This window comes from Paenibacillus sp. IHB B 3415, assembly GCF_000802655.2.
In the GTDB taxonomy this organism is placed as follows: Bacteria; Bacillota; Bacilli; order Paenibacillales; family Paenibacillaceae; genus Paenibacillus_AQ; species Paenibacillus_AQ phytohabitans.
Window position 1 is genome coordinate 88111 of record NZ_JUEI01000005.1, and the last position, 19888, is coordinate 107998.

The following is a 19888-nucleotide window of genomic DNA, read 5'->3' on the forward strand; positions in this document are numbered from 1 at the left end:
GTTCCATCTGAACGCTGCAGATAATTCGTATATACACTTTCGAACAGAATACAAAACGAGCCAGAGAGTCAACTGCCCGGGCTCGTTCTTGTAAAATCCACATAAAGGGAATGCTCAGCCGTACCGCTTTGGCGATAGCACAACCGGCTATCTAACTCCAAAAATATGGGCCGTCCCAGCCATTTCATAACTTATGGGACAGCCCCTTCGTAATGAATATATATTTAAAACATTCTTACTTATAGAATTGAGGAAGGTATTCGCGATGGGCCTCCAGCATCTCATCCAGAACAATTTTTGCGGCATCTCCGCTCGTTACAAGAGGATTCAATGTGAAAGCCTGCAGGGCGGTCGCATAATCTCCCGTAACCGCGGCTTCGACTGTGAGCTCTTCCATCGACTTCATTAACTGCAGCAGCCCCCGCTGGGCTGGCGGGAACGCTCCGAAGTGGACCGGCTCCGCCCCATGCGCCGTGATAATACTCGTTACTTCGATGGCACTCTCGTAAGGAAGGTCGCTGATCGTGCCTCGATTCCGGGTATTGACCACCATTCTTGTGCCTTTATTGTTGTAAATCGAATTGATGATTTCACAGGCCGCATCGCTGTAATAAGCCCCTCCGCGTTTCTCCAGTTCCTTGGGCTTATAGTCGAGGTTTGGATCTTTGTACAGTTCAAACAAACTCTCTTCCAAGCGCTTGACGACCTGTCCGCGGGTTCCTTCTCCGTTTGCCTCTTCCAGTTCCTCTTTCAGCATACTGTCGGTCATGTAGTAATAACGGTGATAAGGACAAGGCAGCATTGCCAAATGGGCGATTTGTTCAGGCAAGAACCGCATTTCTTTAATGTTCTCAACCAATTTCTCCGGCTTGGCGTCCGGTCCGTACAATTTATCTATAACTTCGGCCGTAAGCTCTTCGCCGTTTCGGCCATAAACTTTATGCCAATGAAGATGGTTGATGCCGGCAAATTTGAAGAAGAGGTCCTCTTCCTCCTTCTCGATTACAGCTGCCTCGTTCTTGACCGCCATGATCGGAACGTTGCATAACCCGATGACTTTCTCCCACTGCCCGTACCGAAGCACAGCTTCCGTAACCATACCTGCCGGATTAGTGAAGTTGATTAGCCAGGTTCTCGATTACAGCTGCCTCGTTCTTGACCGCCATGATCGGAACGTTGCATAACCCGATGACTTTCTCCCACTGCCCGTACCGAAGCACAGCTTCCGTAACCATACCTGCCGGATTAGTGAAGTTGATTAGCCAGGCCTCTGGGCACAGCTCTTTCATATCTTCGACGATCTCAAGAACGACCGGAATGGTACGGAACGCCTTCAGCATGCCACCTGCTCCGTTCGTTTCCTGTCCGATCATGCCGTGCTTAAGAGGAATCATCTCATCTTTAATTCGCGCTTCCAGCAGCCCTACCCGGAATTGGGTTGTCACGAAGTCGGCATTCTCAAGCGCCAGTCTTCGATCAAGGGTCAGGTGAATGTCGCATTCGATCCCCGCAGCCTTTATCATCCGTTTCGCCATGGCACCTACAATTTCAAGCTTTTCTTTACCAGCCTCTATGTCCACCAGCCATAGTTCGCTGACCGGGAGTTCATGATGCCGTTTGATAAACCCTTCGATCAATTCCGGTGTGTAGCTGGAACCGCCGCCGATGGTCACAATCTTCAATTTTTTATTCAATGAGAACGCCTCCTGTATGTGTTATTTTATCTACACTTTCACCTTAATTTATGAAATGGATTACAGGTCAAGCCCATTTTTATGCATAAACTATATTCAAATCCTTTCGGAATGCCAACCTTCGTTTTCGTTGGCTGCACTATGCTTCTAAAAAATAGATAATTGCTAAAAAATAAAGCTTCGTGTCAACTGCTGACACGAAGCTCATTTTCGGACCTTATAGCTCACTGTTTCCTTTGATGGGGTGCCGAATGAACAAACATAAGCGCCAATATGGCACCTATAAATGCAACTATTCCGCCCCATAAAAAAGCTTCTTGATAACCATCATTGAGAGCCGCTACAGTGTATCCTCCTGCACCGGAAGACGTTGCTGCTGCAATAGAAACCAAGATAGCTAAACCAACTGCTGATCCTACCTGATACGTCGTATTGTATAAACCAGATGCAAGACCGGATGATTCCGTTTCAGCCTCTGACACAGCCGCTGTAGTTGCCGGGAGATAAGCAAGCGCATTGCCGAGAGCAGCCAGCAAAAGAGGGATAAACACATCGCTCCAATAGTTCCCATCCACAGTATTTCGGGATAACAGGAGAGCAGAACCTCCGAGTAAGATAAACCCGATGAACATTGTAAACTTCATACCCAATTTGTCCATTACCTTTTCAGCCAATAAAATCATAAATATCGCCATCAGTACTGGCGCTGGCAGCATACCCATCGCGGCCATGAAGGGTTCAAATTTCATCACTTGCTGCAAATACAGAATTAGAAAATAAATCATAGGAAACCAAGATGCCGCTAATAAAATAAGCGAAATGTTCCCAGCTGCCAAATTTGGTGTCTTAAAGATGCCCAGTGGAACGAGCGGTTCTTTTCTAAACACCTGAATAAGGATAAAGCCGATAAACAAAACGGCTCCGAATACCAGTGGCAGTATAGTTGAGGATGCTTGCCAGCCATTTTGTTCTGCGGTGACGATACCATAAACAATTAACACTAATGCTGCTGTAACGAGGATGGCACCTGCGTAATCAATACGGCCAGTTTTACGCTTACCATGCTGAAGGAGCTTTGGCGCTAACACTAAAATAATAATACTTACAGGAACGTAGAACAAAAGGGTCCATCTCCAGCTGAATAATTGTGTTAGAACACCTCCAAGGACGATACCAATAGAGCCCCCGGCCGCCCCGGAAAGCCCCCAAAACGCGAGCGCCTTCCCCATTTCCTTCTTGTTAGTGCTGAATAAAATCATAATAATGGAAAGTGCTGCCGGTGCAATTAGGGCTGAAGCTGCACCTTGAATGGCACGTCCTAAATTGAGTGACATTTCATTCCAGGCCAAACCGGCAAATAAGGAGGCAATAGTTAATATAGAAACTCCCCACATAAATATGCGCCGGTGTCCTAACAAGTCGGCCAGCCTTCCTCCAAGGAGCAAAAGCCCTCCGAACATGATAAGGAAAGCATTCATTACCCATTGCAAATTCGCCTCCGTGTAGCCGAGTGAATCTTTAATGGCTGGCAGGGCAACTTGAATAATAGCGGAATCCATCATTACAAGGAAATTCGCAAAGCATAACAAGGCAAGTGCTTTCCATCGCTTAGGATCAGCCTGGTCTATTGTCTGTGCATATGTTGACATGCTCTCTCCCCCATTTGTATATAACCTTACAGTATTTTTTGTAATTCACCTTCAGTAACCCATTTATGGTTCTTCACTTGTTCGCCATCGGTTGTCGAAATGAAATCGACCATATAAACAGTACTTTGTTCAGCTGAATCTATTACAGCTTTTGCTCCAAGCATACCTTCCATGTGGTCCGTATCCACAACAACTTCATTTCCGGACTGATATGGTCTGGTGCCAGCATCTTTAATTTCTTCGTGTACAATCCATTTGTGCTTTGATACTTTTTCTCCGCCAGTTGTAGGTGTGTATGAAATTATATAAACGGTAGTATCGAATGCACCTACAATAGTTGCTTTGGCCCCATTCATTCCTTCCATATGATCGGTTTTCATAGTAGCTGTACTTCCGATCTTGAATTTTGGATTTAGGGCTTCTTTTATTCCATTAGGCAATTCACCAGAACTCGAGTGATGCATATGATGGTGATGCATATGATTATTATTCATTGTTGAACATCCTCTCCAGGTCATTTTTGTTATTATGAAGCATTAGTGATATAACGATTCATCTATTTCGCCACATTTTTGTCTTAACAGGCAACTTGTTGCATTTTCTCAAGCGTAACTCGATCGACGAACTTACTGAATTTTTCTTTTCCCTTAGCATTCGACTTATAGTAGCCGATAATCGCCTCAATCACTGGTACAAGCCGATCTTCTGTTATTCCGGATACCAAGCGTTTGGCAACCAAAGATTTAAGCCCCTTTGGTTCCCCACCTACATATATGTCGAATGCTTCCCTCATTTTGACAATACCGATATCTTTCAGCAATGGTTCACTGGTGCCGAGTGCGCAACCTGCAAAGCCTATCTTCAAAGGTGTAGGCGTTTCGATTCCTGCAATAGCCGCATTTACTTTTCTCGCCATGTCTAATCCCGCCTCTTCTGCTCCCTTACAGAAATTGCAGGCAATTAATCCTTTTACCACAAAGCCTGGCTGATAAACTTCAAGTCCAGCTTGTCTCAGTTCTTCTGTAATCTGTTCCCGCTGCTCAAGCGGCACTTCTATATATAATTGTTTGAAGGGTGTTAATTCAATTTTTGCTTCCTTACCTGTCAAATTGCCGATTGCCGCAAGCTGTGATGGCGTGAATAGAGAACCACCCACTTGAATAGGTGGATTAACAGCAATCTTCACAATATCCCCCATAAAAATCCTCTCCTTGCCAAATGTCAATGCTTCAACTTCACACGCTGTAACCTCAAAGCGTTAAGGACAACAGACACTGAACTGAGCGCCATTGCTGCACCTGCCACCCATGGAGCCAACAGTCCTATCGCTGCAATTGGAATACCAAGCGTGTTGTATCCTAACGCCCAGAATAGGTTTTGGCGGATATTCCCCATCGTTTTGCGGCTCATGTAGATCGCATCCGGAATACTCATCAGATCGCCGCGCATCAGAGTGACGTCGGCAGCCTCCATGGCCACGTCCGTACCGGTACCGATAGCCATGCCTATGTCCGCCATCGCCAGTGCGGGAGCATCATTGATACCGTCACCGACCATCGCCACTTTCTTACCCTGTGCCTGCAGCTTCTTCACTTCTTCTGCCTTGCCTTCCGGAAGGACTTCAGCGCGAACATGATCAATGCCGACTTGCCCCGCAATCGCACGTGCGGTTCGTTCGTTGTCACCCGTAATCATGATGACCTCAATACCCATTTTCTTCAGCCGCATCACAGCCTCTTTTGACGTTTCTTTAATTGTGTCAGCTACAGCTACAAGACCTGCATACACTCCGTCAACCGCAATCAGCATGGCTGTTTTCCCTTCCTCTTCAAGCCGTGCCATCGGATCAGTCATCTGATCAAACGAAACATTATATTTAGCCATCAGTTTGCGTGTACCCGCCAAAACTTCTTTGCCCTCTACGACAGCCCGGATTCCAAACCCCGGGATCGCCTCAAATTGTTCTGTTTGTGGAAGTTCAATTCCTTTCGCCCTGATTCCGGCAACGATCGCTTCTGCAAGCGGATGCTCGGAGTCTTTCTCAGCAGCACCTACCAAGCGAAGAAAGGCTTGCTTGTCCATATGTTCTACCATAACATCCGTAAGTTCGGGTTTACCCTTTGTTACTGTGCCTGTTTTGTCGAGAATAATCGCATCGATCTTATGAGTCGATTCCAAATGTTCGCCGCCTTTGAACAGAACGCCAAACTCTGCGGCACGTCCGGAACCCGCCATAATTGATGTCGGTGTAGCGAGCCCTAATGCACATGGACAGGCGATGACCAAGATCGCAATCCCTTTCTCCAGCGCATTCGCAAAATCACCGGGTGTCACCCAGAAGTACCAGACGAGAAACGCAACAATTGCAATTCCTACAACGATCGGTACGAAGATTCCGGAAATGACATCCGCTACCCGTTGAATAGGGGCTTTTGAGCCTTGTGCTTCCTCTACGACTTTAATGATTTGAGCAAGTGCAGTTTCCTTGCCTACTTTGGTCGCTTTTAGTTTCAGCCTGCCGTTCTTGTTGACAGTAGCACCGATTACACTATCTCCGGCTTTTTTCTCAACTGGGATGCTTTCTCCGGTCAGCATGGACTCATCAACTGATGAATTTCCCTCCACTACTTCTCCATCTACCGGAATTTTCTCTCCTGGTTTCACCACTACAACATCGCCAACCAGCAAATTCTGAACCGGAATCGTCATTTCCTGTCCATCCCGAATGACTAGCGCTGTTTTGGCTTGGAGGCTCATAAGCGTTTTAATCGCTTCAGATGTACGGCCTTTAGCCAGCGATTCAAACAATTTTCCTAATAGAACCAGCGTTATGAGCACCGCACTTGTTTCGTAGTACATGGATGGTCCATGATGAGCCATGCTCCCCATGGATGCCCATTCAACAGTTAGATACAAGCTATAAAAGTATGCAGCAGAAGTTCCCAACGAGACGAGTACATCCATATTTGCACTTTTATTTCGCAATGCTTTGAACGCACCTACATAGAACTGTCTGCCAATATAAAACTGAACGGGTGTAGCTAATGCCAATTGGAACCATGGATTCATGAAAAGCTCCGGCATCCAGATCCATGATAAAAATGAAAAGTGACCCACCATAGACCACAGCAGCGGAAGCGACAGAATAGCGGAGATTACCAGCTTTCGCTTTTGTTGTGTAATAGCCTTCTCCCGATACTCCGAAGGATTGGCCTCTTCTTGTTTAGGTATTGCTTTATATCCTAGTTTTTCAACTTTCTGCTTCATATCATTGATCGAAACATCAGCTGCATTATATTCGACCCGGGCGGTTTCCATCGCGAAATTCACGGAGGCATTGGTAACGCCAGGCATTTTGCCAAGCCCCTTCTCAATTCTGTTCGCACAAGCCGCGCAGGTCATTCCCTCCAGCTTGAAATCAACGATTTCTTTGGCGGTATCATATCCTAGTTTCTGAATGCTTTGTTCCATTTGCGCAACATTTACTCTTTTCGGATCGTACGTAACCGTCGCCCGTTCAAGCGCAAAGTTAACGTTCGCTTCTGTAACTCCTTCGAGTTTACCCAAGCCCTTTTCAATCCGGTTTGCGCAAGCAGCGCAAGTCATACCGGTTAACTGCAGAGAAGTTTGCTCTATTTCCTGTTTGCCTGCTTCCATTCTCAGGCACCTCTTTTCTCCTGATGTTTTTCACACAACGTCGTATCCTTGTTCTTCAATAGCTTCTTTAATAGCATCAACCGTCAGTTCGTTCTCGTCATAAAGGACTGTGATCGTCCCTCCTGAGAGGTCGACTTTGCCATTAGCTCCAATCGTTTTTAATGCTCCTTCAATTGAATTGACACAGTGTCCGCAAGACATACCTTCAACATGTAAAGTTACATTTTTCATGGATTCATTTCTCCTTTAATGATTAGTTATTTCATCAATTTTTGAATGGTCACCAGCAGTTCATCTACGACATTGGAATCTCCTTGCTGGATACGTTCCACCACACATTCTTTAAGATGCCCAGTCAGAAGAACTTTTCGTACTCCGTTAAGTGAAGCCTGAATAGCGGCAATTTGATTTAAAACCTGATCACAATAAGTATCTTTATTAATGAGGTCTTTTACTCCTCTGACTTGTCCTTCAATGCGATTTAAGCGAATGACCAGATCTGATTTTACAGGATGTGAGTGGTGACTTTTACGGGCCTCATTGGATAAACAACAATCTTCTGAAGCCGACACTTCCAAAATGTTCATCGCTATGACCCCTTCGCAAATATACTATACCCCCCTACCCTATATTAGTCAATATATTTTAATATACCCCCCACCCCTATAATTTAATCAAAATAAAAAGAGATTCTTCCGAATCCCTAAATCCATTTTATTTCATCAGCTTATTAATAGTGACAAGAAGTTCGTCAATTACCTCAGTTTCTCCATCCTGAATGCGTTCGATTACGCAACTTTTCATATGGTGCTCTAAAAGCAGCTTACCTACACCGTTCAAGGCAGATTGGACCGAAGAAATTTGGTTCAGCACATCGTCACAGTAGGCATCTTTATCAATTAGACCTTTAAGCCCACGAATTTGACCTTCAATTCGGTTGAGCCGGCTTATTAAATTATTTTTTGTCTTTTCAGAATGATGACTTTTCCGCTCATCGGTGCTGCATGAATCGTGATTAGGCTTTTGAGCAGTATATTGCGTAAGGTTTTCCATTTTAGATCACTCCCTTTTCTTATCTAATATCATACTATAGGCTTTTTATTTAAATAAAGATATCTAATCATTCTACTCTACAGGTTGAGTCTGAACACCATAAACACAACAAATCTATAGAAGCAGGTGCACCAGATTTACATGCCCATCATAATCGCTAATCATTATTTCTTAAGCGTCTGGCCCATACAATTTATCGATAATCTCGGCCGTAAGCTCTCCCCCGTTTCGGCCATAAACTTTGTGCCAATGGAGAGCATAACCCGATGACTTTCTCCCACTGCCCGTACCGAAGCACAGTTTGTTTCGGCCATAAACTTTGTGCCAATGGAGAGCATAACCCGATGACTTTCTCCCACTGCCCGTACCGAAGCACAGCTTCCGTAACCATGCCTGTGGACACAGCTCTTTCATGTCTTCGACGATCTCAAGAACGACCGGGATGGTACGGAACGCCTTCACATGCCGCCCGCTCCGTTTGTCTCCTGTCCGATCATGCCATGCTTAAGGGGAATCATCTCGTCTTTAATACGTGCATCCAGCAGCCCTACCCTGTATGTGTTATTTTTACTACTCCTCCACCATAATTTATGGAATGAATTACAGGTCAAGCCCACTTTCCCTACATATTGAAGCGACAGCAAAATTCGATTCTTATCAACTGAATATGCTATCCTTTGATGAAGAGGTGAGAATCCATGACCAATATTCAAGAAATCGCGCGTCTTGCTGGCGTGTCCACAACAACCGTCTCTCGTGTCATCAATCAACATCCTTATGTAAGTGAAACCAAACGTCAAAAAATTCTTGAGATCATTGAACATCTGGATTATGTACCCAACTCCAGTGCCAAGTCCCTTAAAAAAGGAATGACACGGATTATTGGTGTTTTGACTGGGACGTATACGACCTTATCCACATCATTCATCCAAGCTTTTAACACCATCGCGCAAAAGCATGGGTTCAATGTGATGTTGTTTATTACAAACGGAGATCGTCAGCAAGAACTCATAGCGCTTGAAATGCTACGCAGCAAGCAGTTGGATGCCTTGGTTTGTCTATTTCGAACCAACGAATGGAATGTAATCGAATCTTATGCCAAGTACGGTCCGATTGTGACTTGGCAGCGGCTTGTAAGCGATACGATTCCCTCAGTCTTCATGGATCAATATCAGGGTTATATGCTAGGACTTGAGTACCTTTACGCCAAAGGATACCGCAGAATCGCGAACGTATTTTCATCAAAAGGATTAAACACTCCGGAACGGATCAGAGCCTATAATGATTTTGCAGCTAAGTATCAAATAAAATCCAATGACTTTCCAGACTTCCACTATAAACTCAGCATTTTTGATGGAGAAGAGGTTGCAAGATGGTGGATAGAACAGACGAACAGACCGGATGCTATCGCCTGTTCGAACGACAATGTGGCTGCCGGACTTCTCACCGAGCTTCGGCGTGCCGGCTTCTCCGCTCCGGTTGACGTCGGCATATTGGGATTCGACAATTCCGAGCTTGCTCATCTGTTAGACCTGACAACTATCCACTATCCCGCAAATGACCAGGCAGAGAATGCCTTTTTGATCATTCTGGATATGCTGGGTCAGCCTGCTCCTAAACCTCACCTTTTAGAATTTGAATTGATTGAGCGAAAGTCCACCTGAGTCTAATAAGCCATAGGCAATACTGCTAATCCACGCCATATAACCCTCTCCACTGCTTGTAACGTATGCATATCCGCCTGACTGAGTGGTTTATATAAATATAAAATAGTGTTATAATAGAAAATCACAATCCATACTGAAAGGAGTAGCCAAGGATGGTATATATAGACAAGCTGTCTGCAGGAGCTTCAATATTTAAAGCGCTTGATTCTCCGGTCAGAATCAGCATTATTGAAGTTCTTACAGAGCGAAATGGTATGAATATGAATGAATTGGCCAAATACTTGAATCTGAGTAATGGTGCGGTCACCATGCATATCAAGAAACTGGAAGAGGCTGGCTTGGTGCAAACCTTCTCCAATTACGCTAAGAATGGAATTCAAAAGAATTGCTTCCTGGTTGAGAATAAAGTTCTGATTGAATTCGGTAACAAGAGCAACAACTACGTGTACGAGTCTGATCTTAAAATTGGTCAATACAGCAATTTTCAGGTGACACCAACTTGCGGCATGGCAACCAAGGAAATGATCATAGGGGAATTTGACAACCCTCAGGTATTTGCCGATCCGAAGCATATTGATGCCGGAATTATTTGGTTTACCACCGGTTTTCTTGAGTACCGGATTCCTAATTATACTGCAGGTCGTACGGTAAGTGAGATCCAGATTTCATTTGAAATTGGCTCCGAAGCGCCTTATCATAACAACGATTGGCCTTCAGATATTCATTTTTCCCTCAATGGAATGGATATAGGCGATTGGCAGAGCCCTGGAGATATTGGCGGCATCAAGTACAGCGGCAATCCGATCTGGTGGCCTCCCCATCTAAACCAGTACGGTTTCTTAAAGCTGCTACGGATTAATCGGGAGGGCTCTTTTATTGATGGGCGCAAAATTTCTGCACTCACCATTGACCAGATTCAAGACAACCGCGAGGAGGAGCCGTTTGTTCTCCGCTTCAGCGTTGATCCCACAGGTGAAAATCCGCGTGGACTCACACTATATGGCCAGAATTTCGGACGCTACGATCAAGGAATTGTGGCCCGTGTGATAACTGAACCATAAAATTTATTATTTTGCTATGGAAGATTATATACCAAGTCTGCGGCTTTTCTGACGCAGGCTTTTTTTTGTTTGTCCGTTGTCAATTTAGCAAATCTTGTTGACACCGCTTACAGATTTGTTTTATAATTCGTTTGTATTTTATTTATAGTTAAACTACTTTAGATATATATAAAATACAAAACAAAAAGAAAGGGATGAAATAATGAACTCAACTCAAGGTCAGGCCGTTGCCCAAAGCTGGGCCGACCGCAAACGCTTTACCCGAATTATCCCAATGCTGGCCGTGATGTATCTGCTGGCCCTGATCTGCCGCAACAACATTGGCTACGCTTTCGACGGGATGAGCCAATCTTTCAACTTGTCGGCGACGATTTCCGGTCTGGTAGGAGGTATATTCTTCATTGGATATCTTCTACTCCAGATTCCTGGCGGCCACCTTGCCCAAAAGGTCAGTGCCAAGAAGATCATTACCATCTCTATGGTAGCTTGGGGGCTTGTATGCATCTCGATGGGCTTCATCCAGAGCGGAGGACAGCTACTGACCATGCGCTTCCTGCTGGGACTGAGCCAGAGCATGCTGTATCCGACGGCGTTGATCCTGATTGGCAAATGGTTTCCGCAGCGTGAGCGCGCACGCGCCATCGGCTACTGGTCCATTGGTGCTACCGTGTCCAACTTCATTGTCGGGCCGCTTTCAGGCTTTCTGGTGGACACATTCTCCTGGAAGATGCTGTTTGTATTCCAGGGCATCCCGGTATTGATCGGCGTATTCTTCTGGATCGTGCTCATCGCCGAGACGCCTGCACAGGCGAAATTTCTCAGTGAGAAGGAGAAAGCATATCTGGAGGCCGAATTTGCCAGCGATGCAGCAAGTGCAGATCAGAGTGGCAGCAAGGGCGGCATGGGCCTGGTGCTCAAGAACAAGTTCGTCTGGCTGCTGACCGCCGTGTTCCTGCTCAACAACATGTTTAACTATGGCCTAAGCATCTGGTGGCCAACCATTGCCAGCTCGGTGACCGGGTCCAGCTACACCATTGTCGGCATCCTGTCCACGATTGCTCCACTGCTCGGACTGCTTGTTATGTTTCTTGTCTCCGGCCACTCGGACCGTACAGGTGAGCGGAAATGGCATGCTGCTTCGATTCTGATTATTTGTGGTATTGCCCTTGCTATCTCCGCCCTGACCGGGGGAGCTCCCTTTGTTTCCATTGCCTTTATCCTGATTGCCCAAGGGATCTGGGGCGGATTCAGTCCCGTATTCTGGACAATTCCCTCTATAGTGATCAGCTCGGCGGCGATAGGGGCAGCGACAGGACTCATTAACGGTGTCGGCAATTTGGGCGGCTTCGTTGGTCCTTATCTGTTCGGATATCTGATTGACCTCACCGGCAGCACTCAAATGGGACTATTCTTCATTGTCGGGGTACAACTGATGGCTGGTCTGCTGCTGGCAACGCTAAGAAGCCCCAAGCTGAAGACGGCACAGCAAGAGATTCAACTGAAGAACGGACTGAAGACCCAATAAGAGAAACGGAGTGGATGAATAATGAGCAACAAGGCGAGATTTGTATTTGACAAGGATTATGTTATTTCCAAAATTGACAACCGGATTTATGGCTCTTTCGTGGAGAATCTGGGACGTTGTGTTTACGGGGGGCTTTATGATCCGGAAGATCCTACAGCAGATAGCGACGGCTTCCGTCAGGATGTTATCGATGCGGTTAATGAGCTTAATGTTCCGATGATTCGCCTGCCCGGAGGCAACTTCGTTGCTACCTATGTGTGGGAGGATGGAGTGGGTCCAAGAGATCAGCGCCCACGCAAGCCGGATCTGGCCTGGAAATGTATTGAAACCAACCAAATCGGAACTAATGAATATATGGATTGGTTAAACAAGGTCGGTGCCGAAGCGATGATGACAGTTAATGTAGGTACAAGAGGCATTCTGGATGCACTTAATTTGCTGGATTATTGCAACCGTGAATCCGGAACCTATTACAGTGATCTACGTGTCTCACACGGCTACAAAAAACCCCACCGCATCAAAACCTGGGCAATAGGTAATGAGCTGGATGGGGTATGGCAGGTAGGTCAGCAGACACCATTCGAGTATGCGCGTGTTGCAAGGGAAACGGCCAAAGCGATGAAACGTCAGGATGGCAGCATTAAAGTGGTTGCCGCCGGCAGCGCGGGTCAGGAGTATCCAACTTTTGGCGAGTGGGAACAGACTCTGATCCAGGAAGCGCATCCCTTTATCGACTATTTATCCTTGCACCAGTATTACCTTAACGTGGAGAAGGATACGGCGAATTTCCTTGCAAAGACCCTTGCCTTTGATGATTATATCAAATCGATTGGCAGTTTAATAGATTATATGAAGGTGAAGAACAAATCCAAGAATGACATTCACATCTCTCTGGATGAGTGGAATGTCTGGTACCATACCCGAAAGGATGATATGGCCTCCATCCGCGACCGTGGTGAGGACTGGCCGATTGCGCCTAAGCTTCTGGAGGAACCTTATAACTTTGAGGATGCGCTTGTGGCCGGAGCTATGCTAATTGCGCTGCTGCGCAACAGCGACCGTGTAAAAATTGCGGCATATGCCCAACTGGTTAATGTGCTGGCTCCGATTATGACGGATAAGAATGGGCAGCTGTGGAAGAACACCATTTTTTATCCGATCTATTATACTTCAAAATATGGGCGGGGCACGGCCATCCAGGGTGTTATAGAGTCGCCAAAGTATGACAGCAAGGATTTCACAGACGTACCTCTGCTGGATGCCGTCGCTGTGCTGAACGAGGATGAAACCGAGCTAACTGTATTTGCAATCAACAAGTCGCTCAAAGAGCGTCTCGATATTCAGTGCGACTTCCGCTCCTTCGGCCAGCTCGATATGATCCAGCATATTGCGCTGGAGAACAGTGATATTTATGCAGTGAATACACTGGCAGATCCTAGGTGTGTATTGCCTACCGAGAAGGAACGGGCAAAAGAAGCTGGGCAATTATCTCTAGAACCATTGTCATGGAATATGCTACGTTACCGGATTAAATAATACAGCCAAGGGGTGTTAGGATGAAACGAAAGCTTAGGCTTATGGCGGCAGGTGTGTTCCTGATCGCATTGCTGGCTGGCTGTGCCGGCAGCGGGACTCCAGCGGCTAAAGGGAAAGAAGTGATACATCTATGGCATCCGCTCACCGGGGGCGACGGAGACTATTTTAATGAGATCGTGGACCGGTTCAATGCCGCGAGCCAGGACTATCATGTGAAGGTATCCGTGTTCAAGTGGGATGATTACAACGCCAAGCTGGCCAACGGCATCGCTTCGGGCGCCGGTCCCGAGCTGGCAGTTGCCCGCAACTCCTTTTATTCTTTTCTGAGAGCGAAGGACCTGACCCTTGATTTGACCGACGCCGCCCAAAAAGCGGGTATTCCGTGGCAGGACTATAACCCCTTGGCGCTGTCCCTAGTGAAGGAAGGCGAACGTTATTACGGCAGCCCGATTGATACTCATCCTGTAATGATGTTCTACAACAAGGATCTGCTTGGCCGTGCCGGAGTACTAGATCCTGAGGGACAGCCTGTGTTTGAGCGTTCGGAAGCCGGGTTTCTGGCGTTTCTGAATAAAATCGCGTCGATACAACCCAAGGGACATTATCCGCTGGCGCTGCCCACCTATTCCAAAAGCGCCGAGCAGTGGTATTTGTGGAACACCTGGTATGCGCAAAACGGCGGTACCGGCCTGCTAAACGCTGATTTCAGCGCCGCCGAAATTAACCGCGACGCTTACTTCACAAGCGCAGGAATGGAAAGCAAGCTGTTCAGCCATCCATATATTCTGCCGGATGATACAGATTTCACCCAAACCTTTGTCAGCGGACGAGCAGCAATCATCATCACAGGAGTCTGGGCGACGAGCAAATTTATGGATCAGGTTCCATCGCTGGGCGTCACGGTTATTCCCAATCTCTGGAATGAACGCGAGTTGTATTATGGCGGGTCTCATGTGTTGATCGTGCCCTCCAATGTTAAGGAATCAAGCAAACAGGCGGGAGCAGCACAGTTTATTAAATTTTTTAATGAAAATGGTCTTGAATGGGCCAAAGCAGGACATGTTCCCGTCGATACCAAAATCTGGACCTCAAAAGCCTATCTGGATATGCCTTTTCGTGACCTATACACCAGGGTGGCTCAACAAATTCAATACGTGGAGCCGCAGAAAGATATTTTCGGAGTATATGAGAATATACTATCTCCGCTTATGGAGTCGGTCTGGAGGGGTAAGTATACACCGGAACAGGGTTATGAAGAATTGACCGCTGATCTTAACTTTCAGCTAAGCTATTGAAGAAGGAGACGGGAACATGCCGCATAACAGTCTGAAACCCAAACGGCGGTACGGCTATTTGATCTACATCCTGCCTTTTATGCTGGTCTATCTGGTATTCACACTCTGGCCGATTCTCTACGGCTTCTATATGAGCATGCATAAATGGGGAATTACCGGTCCAATCTCGTTCGTTGGGCTGCATAATTATCAATATCTGCTGAAAGATGAAATGTTTTGGTCTTCTCTCGGGCACTCTAGTCTGTTTGTGATCATTTCTACACCGTTGATGGTAGTGCTGGCGCTGGGGACAGCACTGCTCTGTAATCTGAACACGCGCTGGAAAGCATTTTTCCGGACAGGATTCTTCCTCCCGACGGTGCTGTCCGTCACAGTAGTCTCCTATCTGGGAACCTATATCTTCAATCCATCCATCGGCTTGGTAAATACACTGCTCCGCTATGTGCATATACTGCCGCAGGGCAGCAATATAGATTGGCTGGGCAATACGGCCACCGCCTGGTTAGCCATTACCCTGGTGACGCTGTGGTGGACGGTGGGAACCAATATGCTGTTGTTTCTCGCTGCGCTGCAGGATATTCCGGACAGCCTGTATGAAGCTGCTGCGTTGGACGGTGCTTCCCCCCTTCAGCGGTTTATATACGTTACACTTCCCCAGCTCCGCCCGATTATGGGCGTCATTATTATGCTGCAGATCATTGCGTCCTACAAGATTTTCCCACAGATCTACTACATGACCAAAGGCGGACCGAACAATACAACCAAACCGATTATCCAGTATATCTACGAACAGGGATTCATGAATGACCGGCTGGGCTACGCCGTTTCGATGTCGATTCCACTGTTCATCATTCTGCTAGCCCTAGCACTTATCCAGCTTCGGCTGCGGGGAAGAAGCGAAGGAGGAGTCCAATGAAAACAACGGTATGGACCGTTATACTGGCGATACTGGCTACACTTCTGTTTCTGCTGCCGATTGCCTGGATGTGTATTATCGCCCTCAAACAGGATGCAAGCCAAATCCTCTCGTTCAGCGACTGGTTTGCCCCTCCTTATTCATGGGACACTCTGTCAGGAATCTTGTCAGATACGCTGCTCCTGCGATGGTTGGGCAACAGCTTGATTGTAGCGAGCCTGCATACGCTACTGGTGCTGACGCTCTGCTCACTTACGGCTTATGCGTTGTCCAAGCTGAATGTGCCCGGCGGCAAATGGATCTATCTTCTTATCCTGGCCGGATTGCTGATTCCTCTAGAGGTCATTGCCGTCTCCCAGTTTCAGGTTGCCAAGAATCTGCATCTGCTCAATTCATTGACTGTGCTGATCGTTCCCGGAGCGGCGGCGCCGTTTACCGTCATTGTACTCAAGACGTTTATGGATGCGATTCCGGATGAATTGCTCGAAAGTGCCGAGATTGAGGGAGCGGGCAAGTTCATGATCTTCCGCAAGCTCATTCTGCCGATCAGTGCCTCCTCCATGTTTGCGCTGGGCATTCTGGCCTTCCTGCAATCCTGGAACAGCTTTCTCTGGCCGTTTCTGGTTATTACGGATATGAACAAATTCACTTTGCCGGTAGGCATCCCTACCCTGCTGAGTTCCTTTACGGTGGACTATGTGACTCCGATGGCCGTCAGCATGCTGTCTTCCTTGCCGGCGATGCTGCTGTTTCTGATCTGCCAAAAGAAAATTGTAAAAGGCGTAGCTTTTACCGGCATCAAAGGGTAGACTTAGCAGAAATTCGTACAATTATAGACGAAAGGGCTGTCCTATTTGTAACTAGGTAAAAACCCAATATCCTCTTCCTACCGTCATCCTATATAAATAATCGCCGCTCTGCTTCCGTCATCGGAAGCGAGCGTCGACAATTTACTTGGTGCATTCGCACGATGATTGCCCGCTATTGCCAATCGGCCAAAATTATAGGCATTCAATACTCCTGCCATACCTTTCGACATACGTTTCCATGAAATACTTATTAATGGCGGCGATGTCTTCACGCTCAAGAGCATCATGGGGCACGCGCAAATCGAGACGACTGAAGGCTCTGTTAATTTTTTATGTTGATAACTACACAAAATTAAAGGAAACCTGTTTTTTATTAGGTTTCCTTTATTCAAAACTAATGCACCTTTTACTTGTATGGATAATAGTGTGGTATTTTAGATTGGAATTCTTTTAAATTCACAACCAAGTTATCGTTATTAAATTCAATTAATGATACACCATCAAATTCCACAACTTCTGCATCATAATCACATTTAAAGTACCATTCAACAGCAGTTAAATTGCCTTGATGAATAAACTGCTTTATATTCCAAACCAAAACTGTTCCACGCTTGTTCCAATCGTCAAACCAACTTTCTATTGTGTCTATTCCGTGATATTCAGGTCCATAACATTCACTATAGACAATGTTTGGGTTGAAGGTATTTCTTAAAATTACATTGTTTTTGTTAATCCAAGACTCGAAATAGTTTTCTATTACCCGTTCTCGTTCAATCATCATATCCCCCTAATTTAATGCTACATTAACTTCCATTAAGCTAAATCTGAAGTTATTTGCCGCAGTTTTGAATTTGTAATTGTTGTGGAAAACAGACAAGATTTTACTAACATATTTTTCTTGTTCGACGTTGTGCTCTCATACTCTTACTGTCCAAGTAACGAAACCAGGCTAAATAATGAGTAAGGTACTTAGTTGCTACTCCGTTGAAGCGGTCCATCCATTTCTTCAAGCGACTATGGTAACTGTTGACGTTTTGAATATGGTACACGCCCTTTACACGCTGTTTCCCATCGGACTTGAAGCGGTAATGAGCCAAGCCATTTGCATTCGCATAGGAGCTGAGTGCCCGCCAGGAATCCGTGCAAAACACGTTTAAGTCCGATAAATGACCGCCAATCGCCTCATCTAATTTCGTTGTCTGAATACGACCACGCCCAAGAACGCCAGAGTAAGTCATTTTTTGACGGTCACGGGCAACGAGGACACACATTTGGTCCTTGCTTATGCCACGATATTTTGCTTTTCCACCTCCTTTACGTGGCTTGCATTCGGTGATATTCCTCTTGCCCTTCTCAGAATACAGAAAGTAGGTCTCTTCCATTTCGACGATACCTTGAAATGATTCGACATTTTCTCAGGGAAAAACCTTCAATCATGTAATCAATAGAACGAACCCACATATGAGGTCTTCTCGTTCTTTGAAGAGGGGGGTTGTAAGGTCATTAAAGGTTCGGCGACAGGATTTACAGCGGTAACGCTGACGTTGAACCTCACCAACGCGTGTTTTTACAGCGTACTTTCCAAAACGAACGACAGTATGGGTTTTGCAATGCGGACAAACAAGCCCATCTTTGTGTTTCTGCTCTTGAATTTCGTCTATTGCTCGAACGGGAGCCGAGCCCCCTTAGTTCGGGATTGCAAAAAGAAGATAAGATCCTGCTTACCACTATCGTCTAATGTATCAGCAAGCTTTTTTAGCTCCTATAAATCCATTTCAAATCATCTCCGAACCAAATTGTTACTTCTATTATAGAACATTAGTTCGTAATTTTCAAATAACAACATTAATGTTTAACAAATCCTAAATTAAAAATAGCATACGTTAAATGATGAATGGTCATTTTCTTCTTGCTCTCCTTCATCTTGGAATGGTAACCGACATGCCGCCCTTGTACCCCCAACTTCTACTTGCAAGGGCTGGACGACTTGATAAAGAAGGATAATACAAAACCGATAGCGACAATCACCATTGAGAACAGGAAGCTACCCTGAACACCCGCTATCAAGGCAAGCGGTTCGTTTGCGCCATCACTACTCATATAATTTTGCATCCCTATGATGCTGCTAACAGCAATCGCTGTGCCCAACGCACCTGCAATTTGTTGAAATGTACTCATAATCGTGCTGCCATGCGAATAAAGCTTTTCTAAAGTGTAAGGCTCCGCTTACCCCAAAATATATAAATTCTTATCTAATAAAAGAGACCCTTCAAGGGTCTCAGGCTGTCGAGAAAGTCTCGACAGCCTGAACAGCTGTGGATTATTCCACAGCTGTTCTTGTTATAGAAATAGCTTACAGAGATTCAAAATGCACCATATGCCCAAGCAGTCCCGGATAGACTCCGGCAGCTATTTTCTCCTTTTGCGTTGCGTGCACCATCAGAAATTTATTCTTTTTAGTCAATAATATATTACTTCTCTCTTTGGCATCGGAGTCAAGAGGAGCGTTGGTTCCAGCGGGAAGTACAACCAGAGTCAGATATCCTTCATCCGTAACCTTACACGGCGCATAATGAAGTGTAGTAGAATACAACTCGATGGCGGTATTTTTAGGCTGGTAGAATGCTTTTATCTGTCCACTGTCATACGTGTTAGCGCGTATGTCCTGTCTTCTGCCCAAAAGATGGATGCAATCCGTTACCGCAATTACGACCTCGCTACCTTGGTGATATTCAACCCCTGTCAATTTTGTATTCCGTCCTGCGCAGAAGCCGATCTGGACAGGAAGCTCCCCAAACACCTCATCACGGATACGACGCACGGTTCCGGAACCCTCCAGCTCTGCGACCGAAGCAACATACTGGTTACCCTCGGCTGGAATGGTGAATTTATCTCTGGCATAAATCGTAATTGCATTTACATTAATTCCTGTCAGCAGATTCCCGTAATTGGCGAATTCGCTACTGGACACGTCCTGAATGTCGAGTTCTTTATTTTTCTCCCTTAGTTGCTCAATAATCATTTCT

The 19888-nt window shown here is 45.9% G+C and carries 17 protein-coding genes and 4 pseudogenes; 7 read left to right on the forward strand and 14 right to left on the reverse strand.

Annotated features, from left to right (window positions below):
• Nucleotides 1–235: 235 nt before the first annotated feature.
• The 10 genes and pseudogenes from QW71_RS36835 to QW71_RS41945 form a co-directional block, all read right to left on the reverse strand.
• Nucleotides 236–1129, reverse strand: a pseudogene (locus QW71_RS36835) (6-phospho-beta-glucosidase); the annotation flags it as partial.
• A 10-nt stretch (nucleotides 1130–1139) separates the two neighbouring features.
• Nucleotides 1140–1694, reverse strand: a pseudogene (locus QW71_RS03025) (6-phospho-beta-glucosidase); the annotation flags it as partial.
• A gap of 224 nt (nucleotides 1695–1918) precedes the next feature.
• On the reverse strand, nucleotides 1919–3343 hold the full coding sequence (locus QW71_RS03030) for an MFS transporter (RefSeq protein WP_039293074.1): 1425 nt from the start codon (nucleotides 3341–3343) through the stop codon (nucleotides 1919–1921).
• A 26-nt stretch (nucleotides 3344–3369) separates the two neighbouring features.
• The gene (locus QW71_RS03035) at nucleotides 3370–3861 is read right to left on the reverse strand and encodes a YdhK family protein (protein ID WP_047013582.1); all 492 of its coding nucleotides are present in this window, start codon (nucleotides 3859–3861) and stop codon (nucleotides 3370–3372) included.
• A gap of 59 nt (nucleotides 3862–3920) precedes the next feature.
• On the reverse strand, nucleotides 3921–4541 hold the full coding sequence (locus tag QW71_RS03040) for a nitrite reductase (protein ID WP_039293080.1): 621 nt from the start codon (nucleotides 4539–4541) through the stop codon (nucleotides 3921–3923).
• A 23-nt stretch (nucleotides 4542–4564) separates the two neighbouring features.
• Nucleotides 4565–7000, reverse strand: a complete 2436-nt coding sequence (locus QW71_RS03045) for a heavy metal translocating P-type ATPase (protein WP_039293083.1) — start codon at nucleotides 6998–7000, stop codon at nucleotides 4565–4567.
• A gap of 30 nt (nucleotides 7001–7030) precedes the next feature.
• Entirely contained in the window at nucleotides 7031–7231 is a 201-nt protein-coding gene (locus QW71_RS03050) for a cation transporter (RefSeq protein WP_039293085.1), read from the reverse strand.
• A 26-nt stretch (nucleotides 7232–7257) separates the two neighbouring features.
• On the reverse strand, nucleotides 7258–7587 hold the full coding sequence (locus QW71_RS03055) for a metal-sensitive transcriptional regulator (protein WP_039293088.1): 330 nt from the start codon (nucleotides 7585–7587) through the stop codon (nucleotides 7258–7260).
• Between the two features lie 127 nt (nucleotides 7588–7714).
• Nucleotides 7715–8053: a metal-sensitive transcriptional regulator gene (locus QW71_RS03060; RefSeq protein WP_039293089.1), complete on the reverse strand. Its 339-nt coding sequence runs from the start codon at nucleotides 8051–8053 to the stop codon at nucleotides 7715–7717.
• Nucleotides 8054–8227: 174 nt separating this feature from the next.
• Nucleotides 8228–8610 (reverse strand): annotated as a pseudogene (locus QW71_RS41945) (6-phospho-beta-glucosidase); the annotation flags it as partial.
• Nucleotides 8611–8751: 141 nt separating this feature from the next.
• Between QW71_RS41945 and QW71_RS03070 the strand changes: the two are divergent.
• The 7 genes from QW71_RS03070 (at nucleotide 8752) to QW71_RS03100 (ending at nucleotide 16862) form a co-directional block, all read left to right on the forward strand.
• Nucleotides 8752–9717, forward strand: a complete 966-nt coding sequence (locus QW71_RS03070) for a LacI family DNA-binding transcriptional regulator (RefSeq protein ID WP_039293095.1) — start codon at nucleotides 8752–8754, stop codon at nucleotides 9715–9717.
• Nucleotides 9718–9872: 155 nt separating this feature from the next.
• Nucleotides 9873–10781, forward strand: a complete 909-nt coding sequence (locus QW71_RS03075) for a transcriptional regulator (protein WP_039293098.1) — start codon at nucleotides 9873–9875, stop codon at nucleotides 10779–10781.
• 202 nt (nucleotides 10782–10983) lie between these two features.
• Nucleotides 10984–12306: an MFS transporter gene (locus tag QW71_RS03080; protein ID WP_047013583.1), complete on the forward strand. Its 1323-nt coding sequence runs from the start codon at nucleotides 10984–10986 to the stop codon at nucleotides 12304–12306.
• 21 nt (nucleotides 12307–12327) lie between these two features.
• The gene (locus tag QW71_RS03085; RefSeq protein WP_039293101.1) at nucleotides 12328–13842 is read left to right on the forward strand and encodes an alpha-N-arabinofuranosidase; all 1515 of its coding nucleotides are present in this window, start codon (nucleotides 12328–12330) and stop codon (nucleotides 13840–13842) included.
• Between the two features lie 20 nt (nucleotides 13843–13862).
• Complete coding sequence (locus tag QW71_RS03090) at nucleotides 13863–15137, forward strand: extracellular solute-binding protein (protein WP_083442389.1); 1275 nt, start codon at nucleotides 13863–13865, stop codon at nucleotides 15135–15137.
• Nucleotides 15138–15153: 16 nt separating this feature from the next.
• Nucleotides 15154–16053, forward strand: coding sequence for a carbohydrate ABC transporter permease (locus QW71_RS03095; RefSeq protein WP_047013584.1), 900 nt, complete (start codon nucleotides 15154–15156; stop codon nucleotides 16051–16053).
• Complete coding sequence (locus QW71_RS03100) at nucleotides 16050–16862, forward strand: carbohydrate ABC transporter permease (RefSeq protein ID WP_039293106.1); 813 nt, start codon at nucleotides 16050–16052, stop codon at nucleotides 16860–16862. The genes QW71_RS03095 and QW71_RS03100 overlap by 4 nt, the downstream gene beginning before the upstream one ends.
• 406 nt (nucleotides 16863–17268) lie before the next feature.
• Here QW71_RS03100 and QW71_RS03105 read toward each other — a convergent pair whose 3' ends face one another.
• From QW71_RS03105 to QW71_RS03120, 4 genes and pseudogenes are all read right to left on the reverse strand, one after another.
• Complete coding sequence (locus QW71_RS03105; RefSeq protein ID WP_200905878.1) at nucleotides 17269–17643, reverse strand: nuclear transport factor 2 family protein; 375 nt, start codon at nucleotides 17641–17643, stop codon at nucleotides 17269–17271.
• 32 nt (nucleotides 17644–17675) lie between these two features.
• A pseudogene (locus tag QW71_RS38750) lies at nucleotides 17676–18541 on the reverse strand (IS1595 family transposase); the annotation flags it as partial.
• A gap of 286 nt (nucleotides 18542–18827) precedes the next feature.
• Nucleotides 18828–19040, reverse strand: coding sequence for a hypothetical protein (locus QW71_RS03115; protein ID WP_039293111.1), 213 nt, complete (start codon nucleotides 19038–19040; stop codon nucleotides 18828–18830).
• Nucleotides 19041–19215: 175 nt separating this feature from the next.
• Nucleotides 19216–19884 (reverse strand): DUF4867 family protein, encoded by a 669-nt coding sequence (locus tag QW71_RS03120; protein ID WP_039293113.1) that lies wholly within the window; start codon nucleotides 19882–19884, stop codon nucleotides 19216–19218.
• Between the last annotated feature and the right edge of the window lie 4 nt (nucleotides 19885–19888).

What these genes read in the sequence shown, in the direction of transcription:
- QW71_RS03105 (WP_200905878.1), bottom strand. Translation starts at nt 17,643, where the DNA reads ATGATGATTGAACGAGAACGGGTAATAGAAAACTATTTCGAGTCTTGG.
- QW71_RS03030 (WP_039293074.1), bottom strand. Translation starts at nt 3,343, where the DNA reads ATGTCAACATATGCACAGACAATAGACCAGGCTGATCCTAAGCGATGG.
- QW71_RS03075 (WP_039293098.1), top strand. Translation starts at nt 9,873, where the DNA reads ATGGTATATATAGACAAGCTGTCTGCAGGAGCTTCAATATTTAAAGCG.
- QW71_RS03050 (WP_039293085.1), bottom strand. Translation starts at nt 7,231, where the DNA reads ATGAAAAATGTAACTTTACATGTTGAAGGTATGTCTTGCGGACACTGT.
- QW71_RS03120 (WP_039293113.1), bottom strand. Translation starts at nt 19,884, where the DNA reads ATGATTATTGAGCAACTAAGGGAGAAAAATAAAGAACTCGACATTCAG.
- QW71_RS03100 (WP_039293106.1), top strand. Translation starts at nt 16,050, where the DNA reads ATGAAAACAACGGTATGGACCGTTATACTGGCGATACTGGCTACACTT.
- QW71_RS03060 (WP_039293089.1), bottom strand. Translation starts at nt 8,053, where the DNA reads ATGGAAAACCTTACGCAATATACTGCTCAAAAGCCTAATCACGATTCA.
- QW71_RS03070 (WP_039293095.1), top strand. Translation starts at nt 8,752, where the DNA reads ATGACCAATATTCAAGAAATCGCGCGTCTTGCTGGCGTGTCCACAACA.
- QW71_RS03035 (WP_047013582.1), bottom strand. Translation starts at nt 3,861, where the DNA reads ATGACCTGGAGAGGATGTTCAACAATGAATAATAATCATATGCATCAC.
- QW71_RS03080 (WP_047013583.1), top strand. Translation starts at nt 10,984, where the DNA reads ATGAACTCAACTCAAGGTCAGGCCGTTGCCCAAAGCTGGGCCGACCGC.
- QW71_RS03045 (WP_039293083.1), bottom strand. Translation starts at nt 7,000, where the DNA reads ATGGAAGCAGGCAAACAGGAAATAGAGCAAACTTCTCTGCAGTTAACC.
- QW71_RS03095 (WP_047013584.1), top strand. Translation starts at nt 15,154, where the DNA reads ATGCCGCATAACAGTCTGAAACCCAAACGGCGGTACGGCTATTTGATC.
- QW71_RS03040 (WP_039293080.1), bottom strand. Translation starts at nt 4,541, where the DNA reads ATGGGGGATATTGTGAAGATTGCTGTTAATCCACCTATTCAAGTGGGT.
- QW71_RS03115 (WP_039293111.1), bottom strand. Translation starts at nt 19,040, where the DNA reads ATGAGTACATTTCAACAAATTGCAGGTGCGTTGGGCACAGCGATTGCT.
- QW71_RS03055 (WP_039293088.1), bottom strand. Translation starts at nt 7,587, where the DNA reads ATGAACATTTTGGAAGTGTCGGCTTCAGAAGATTGTTGTTTATCCAAT.
- QW71_RS03085 (WP_039293101.1), top strand. Translation starts at nt 12,328, where the DNA reads ATGAGCAACAAGGCGAGATTTGTATTTGACAAGGATTATGTTATTTCC.
- QW71_RS03090 (WP_083442389.1), top strand. Translation starts at nt 13,863, where the DNA reads ATGAAACGAAAGCTTAGGCTTATGGCGGCAGGTGTGTTCCTGATCGCA.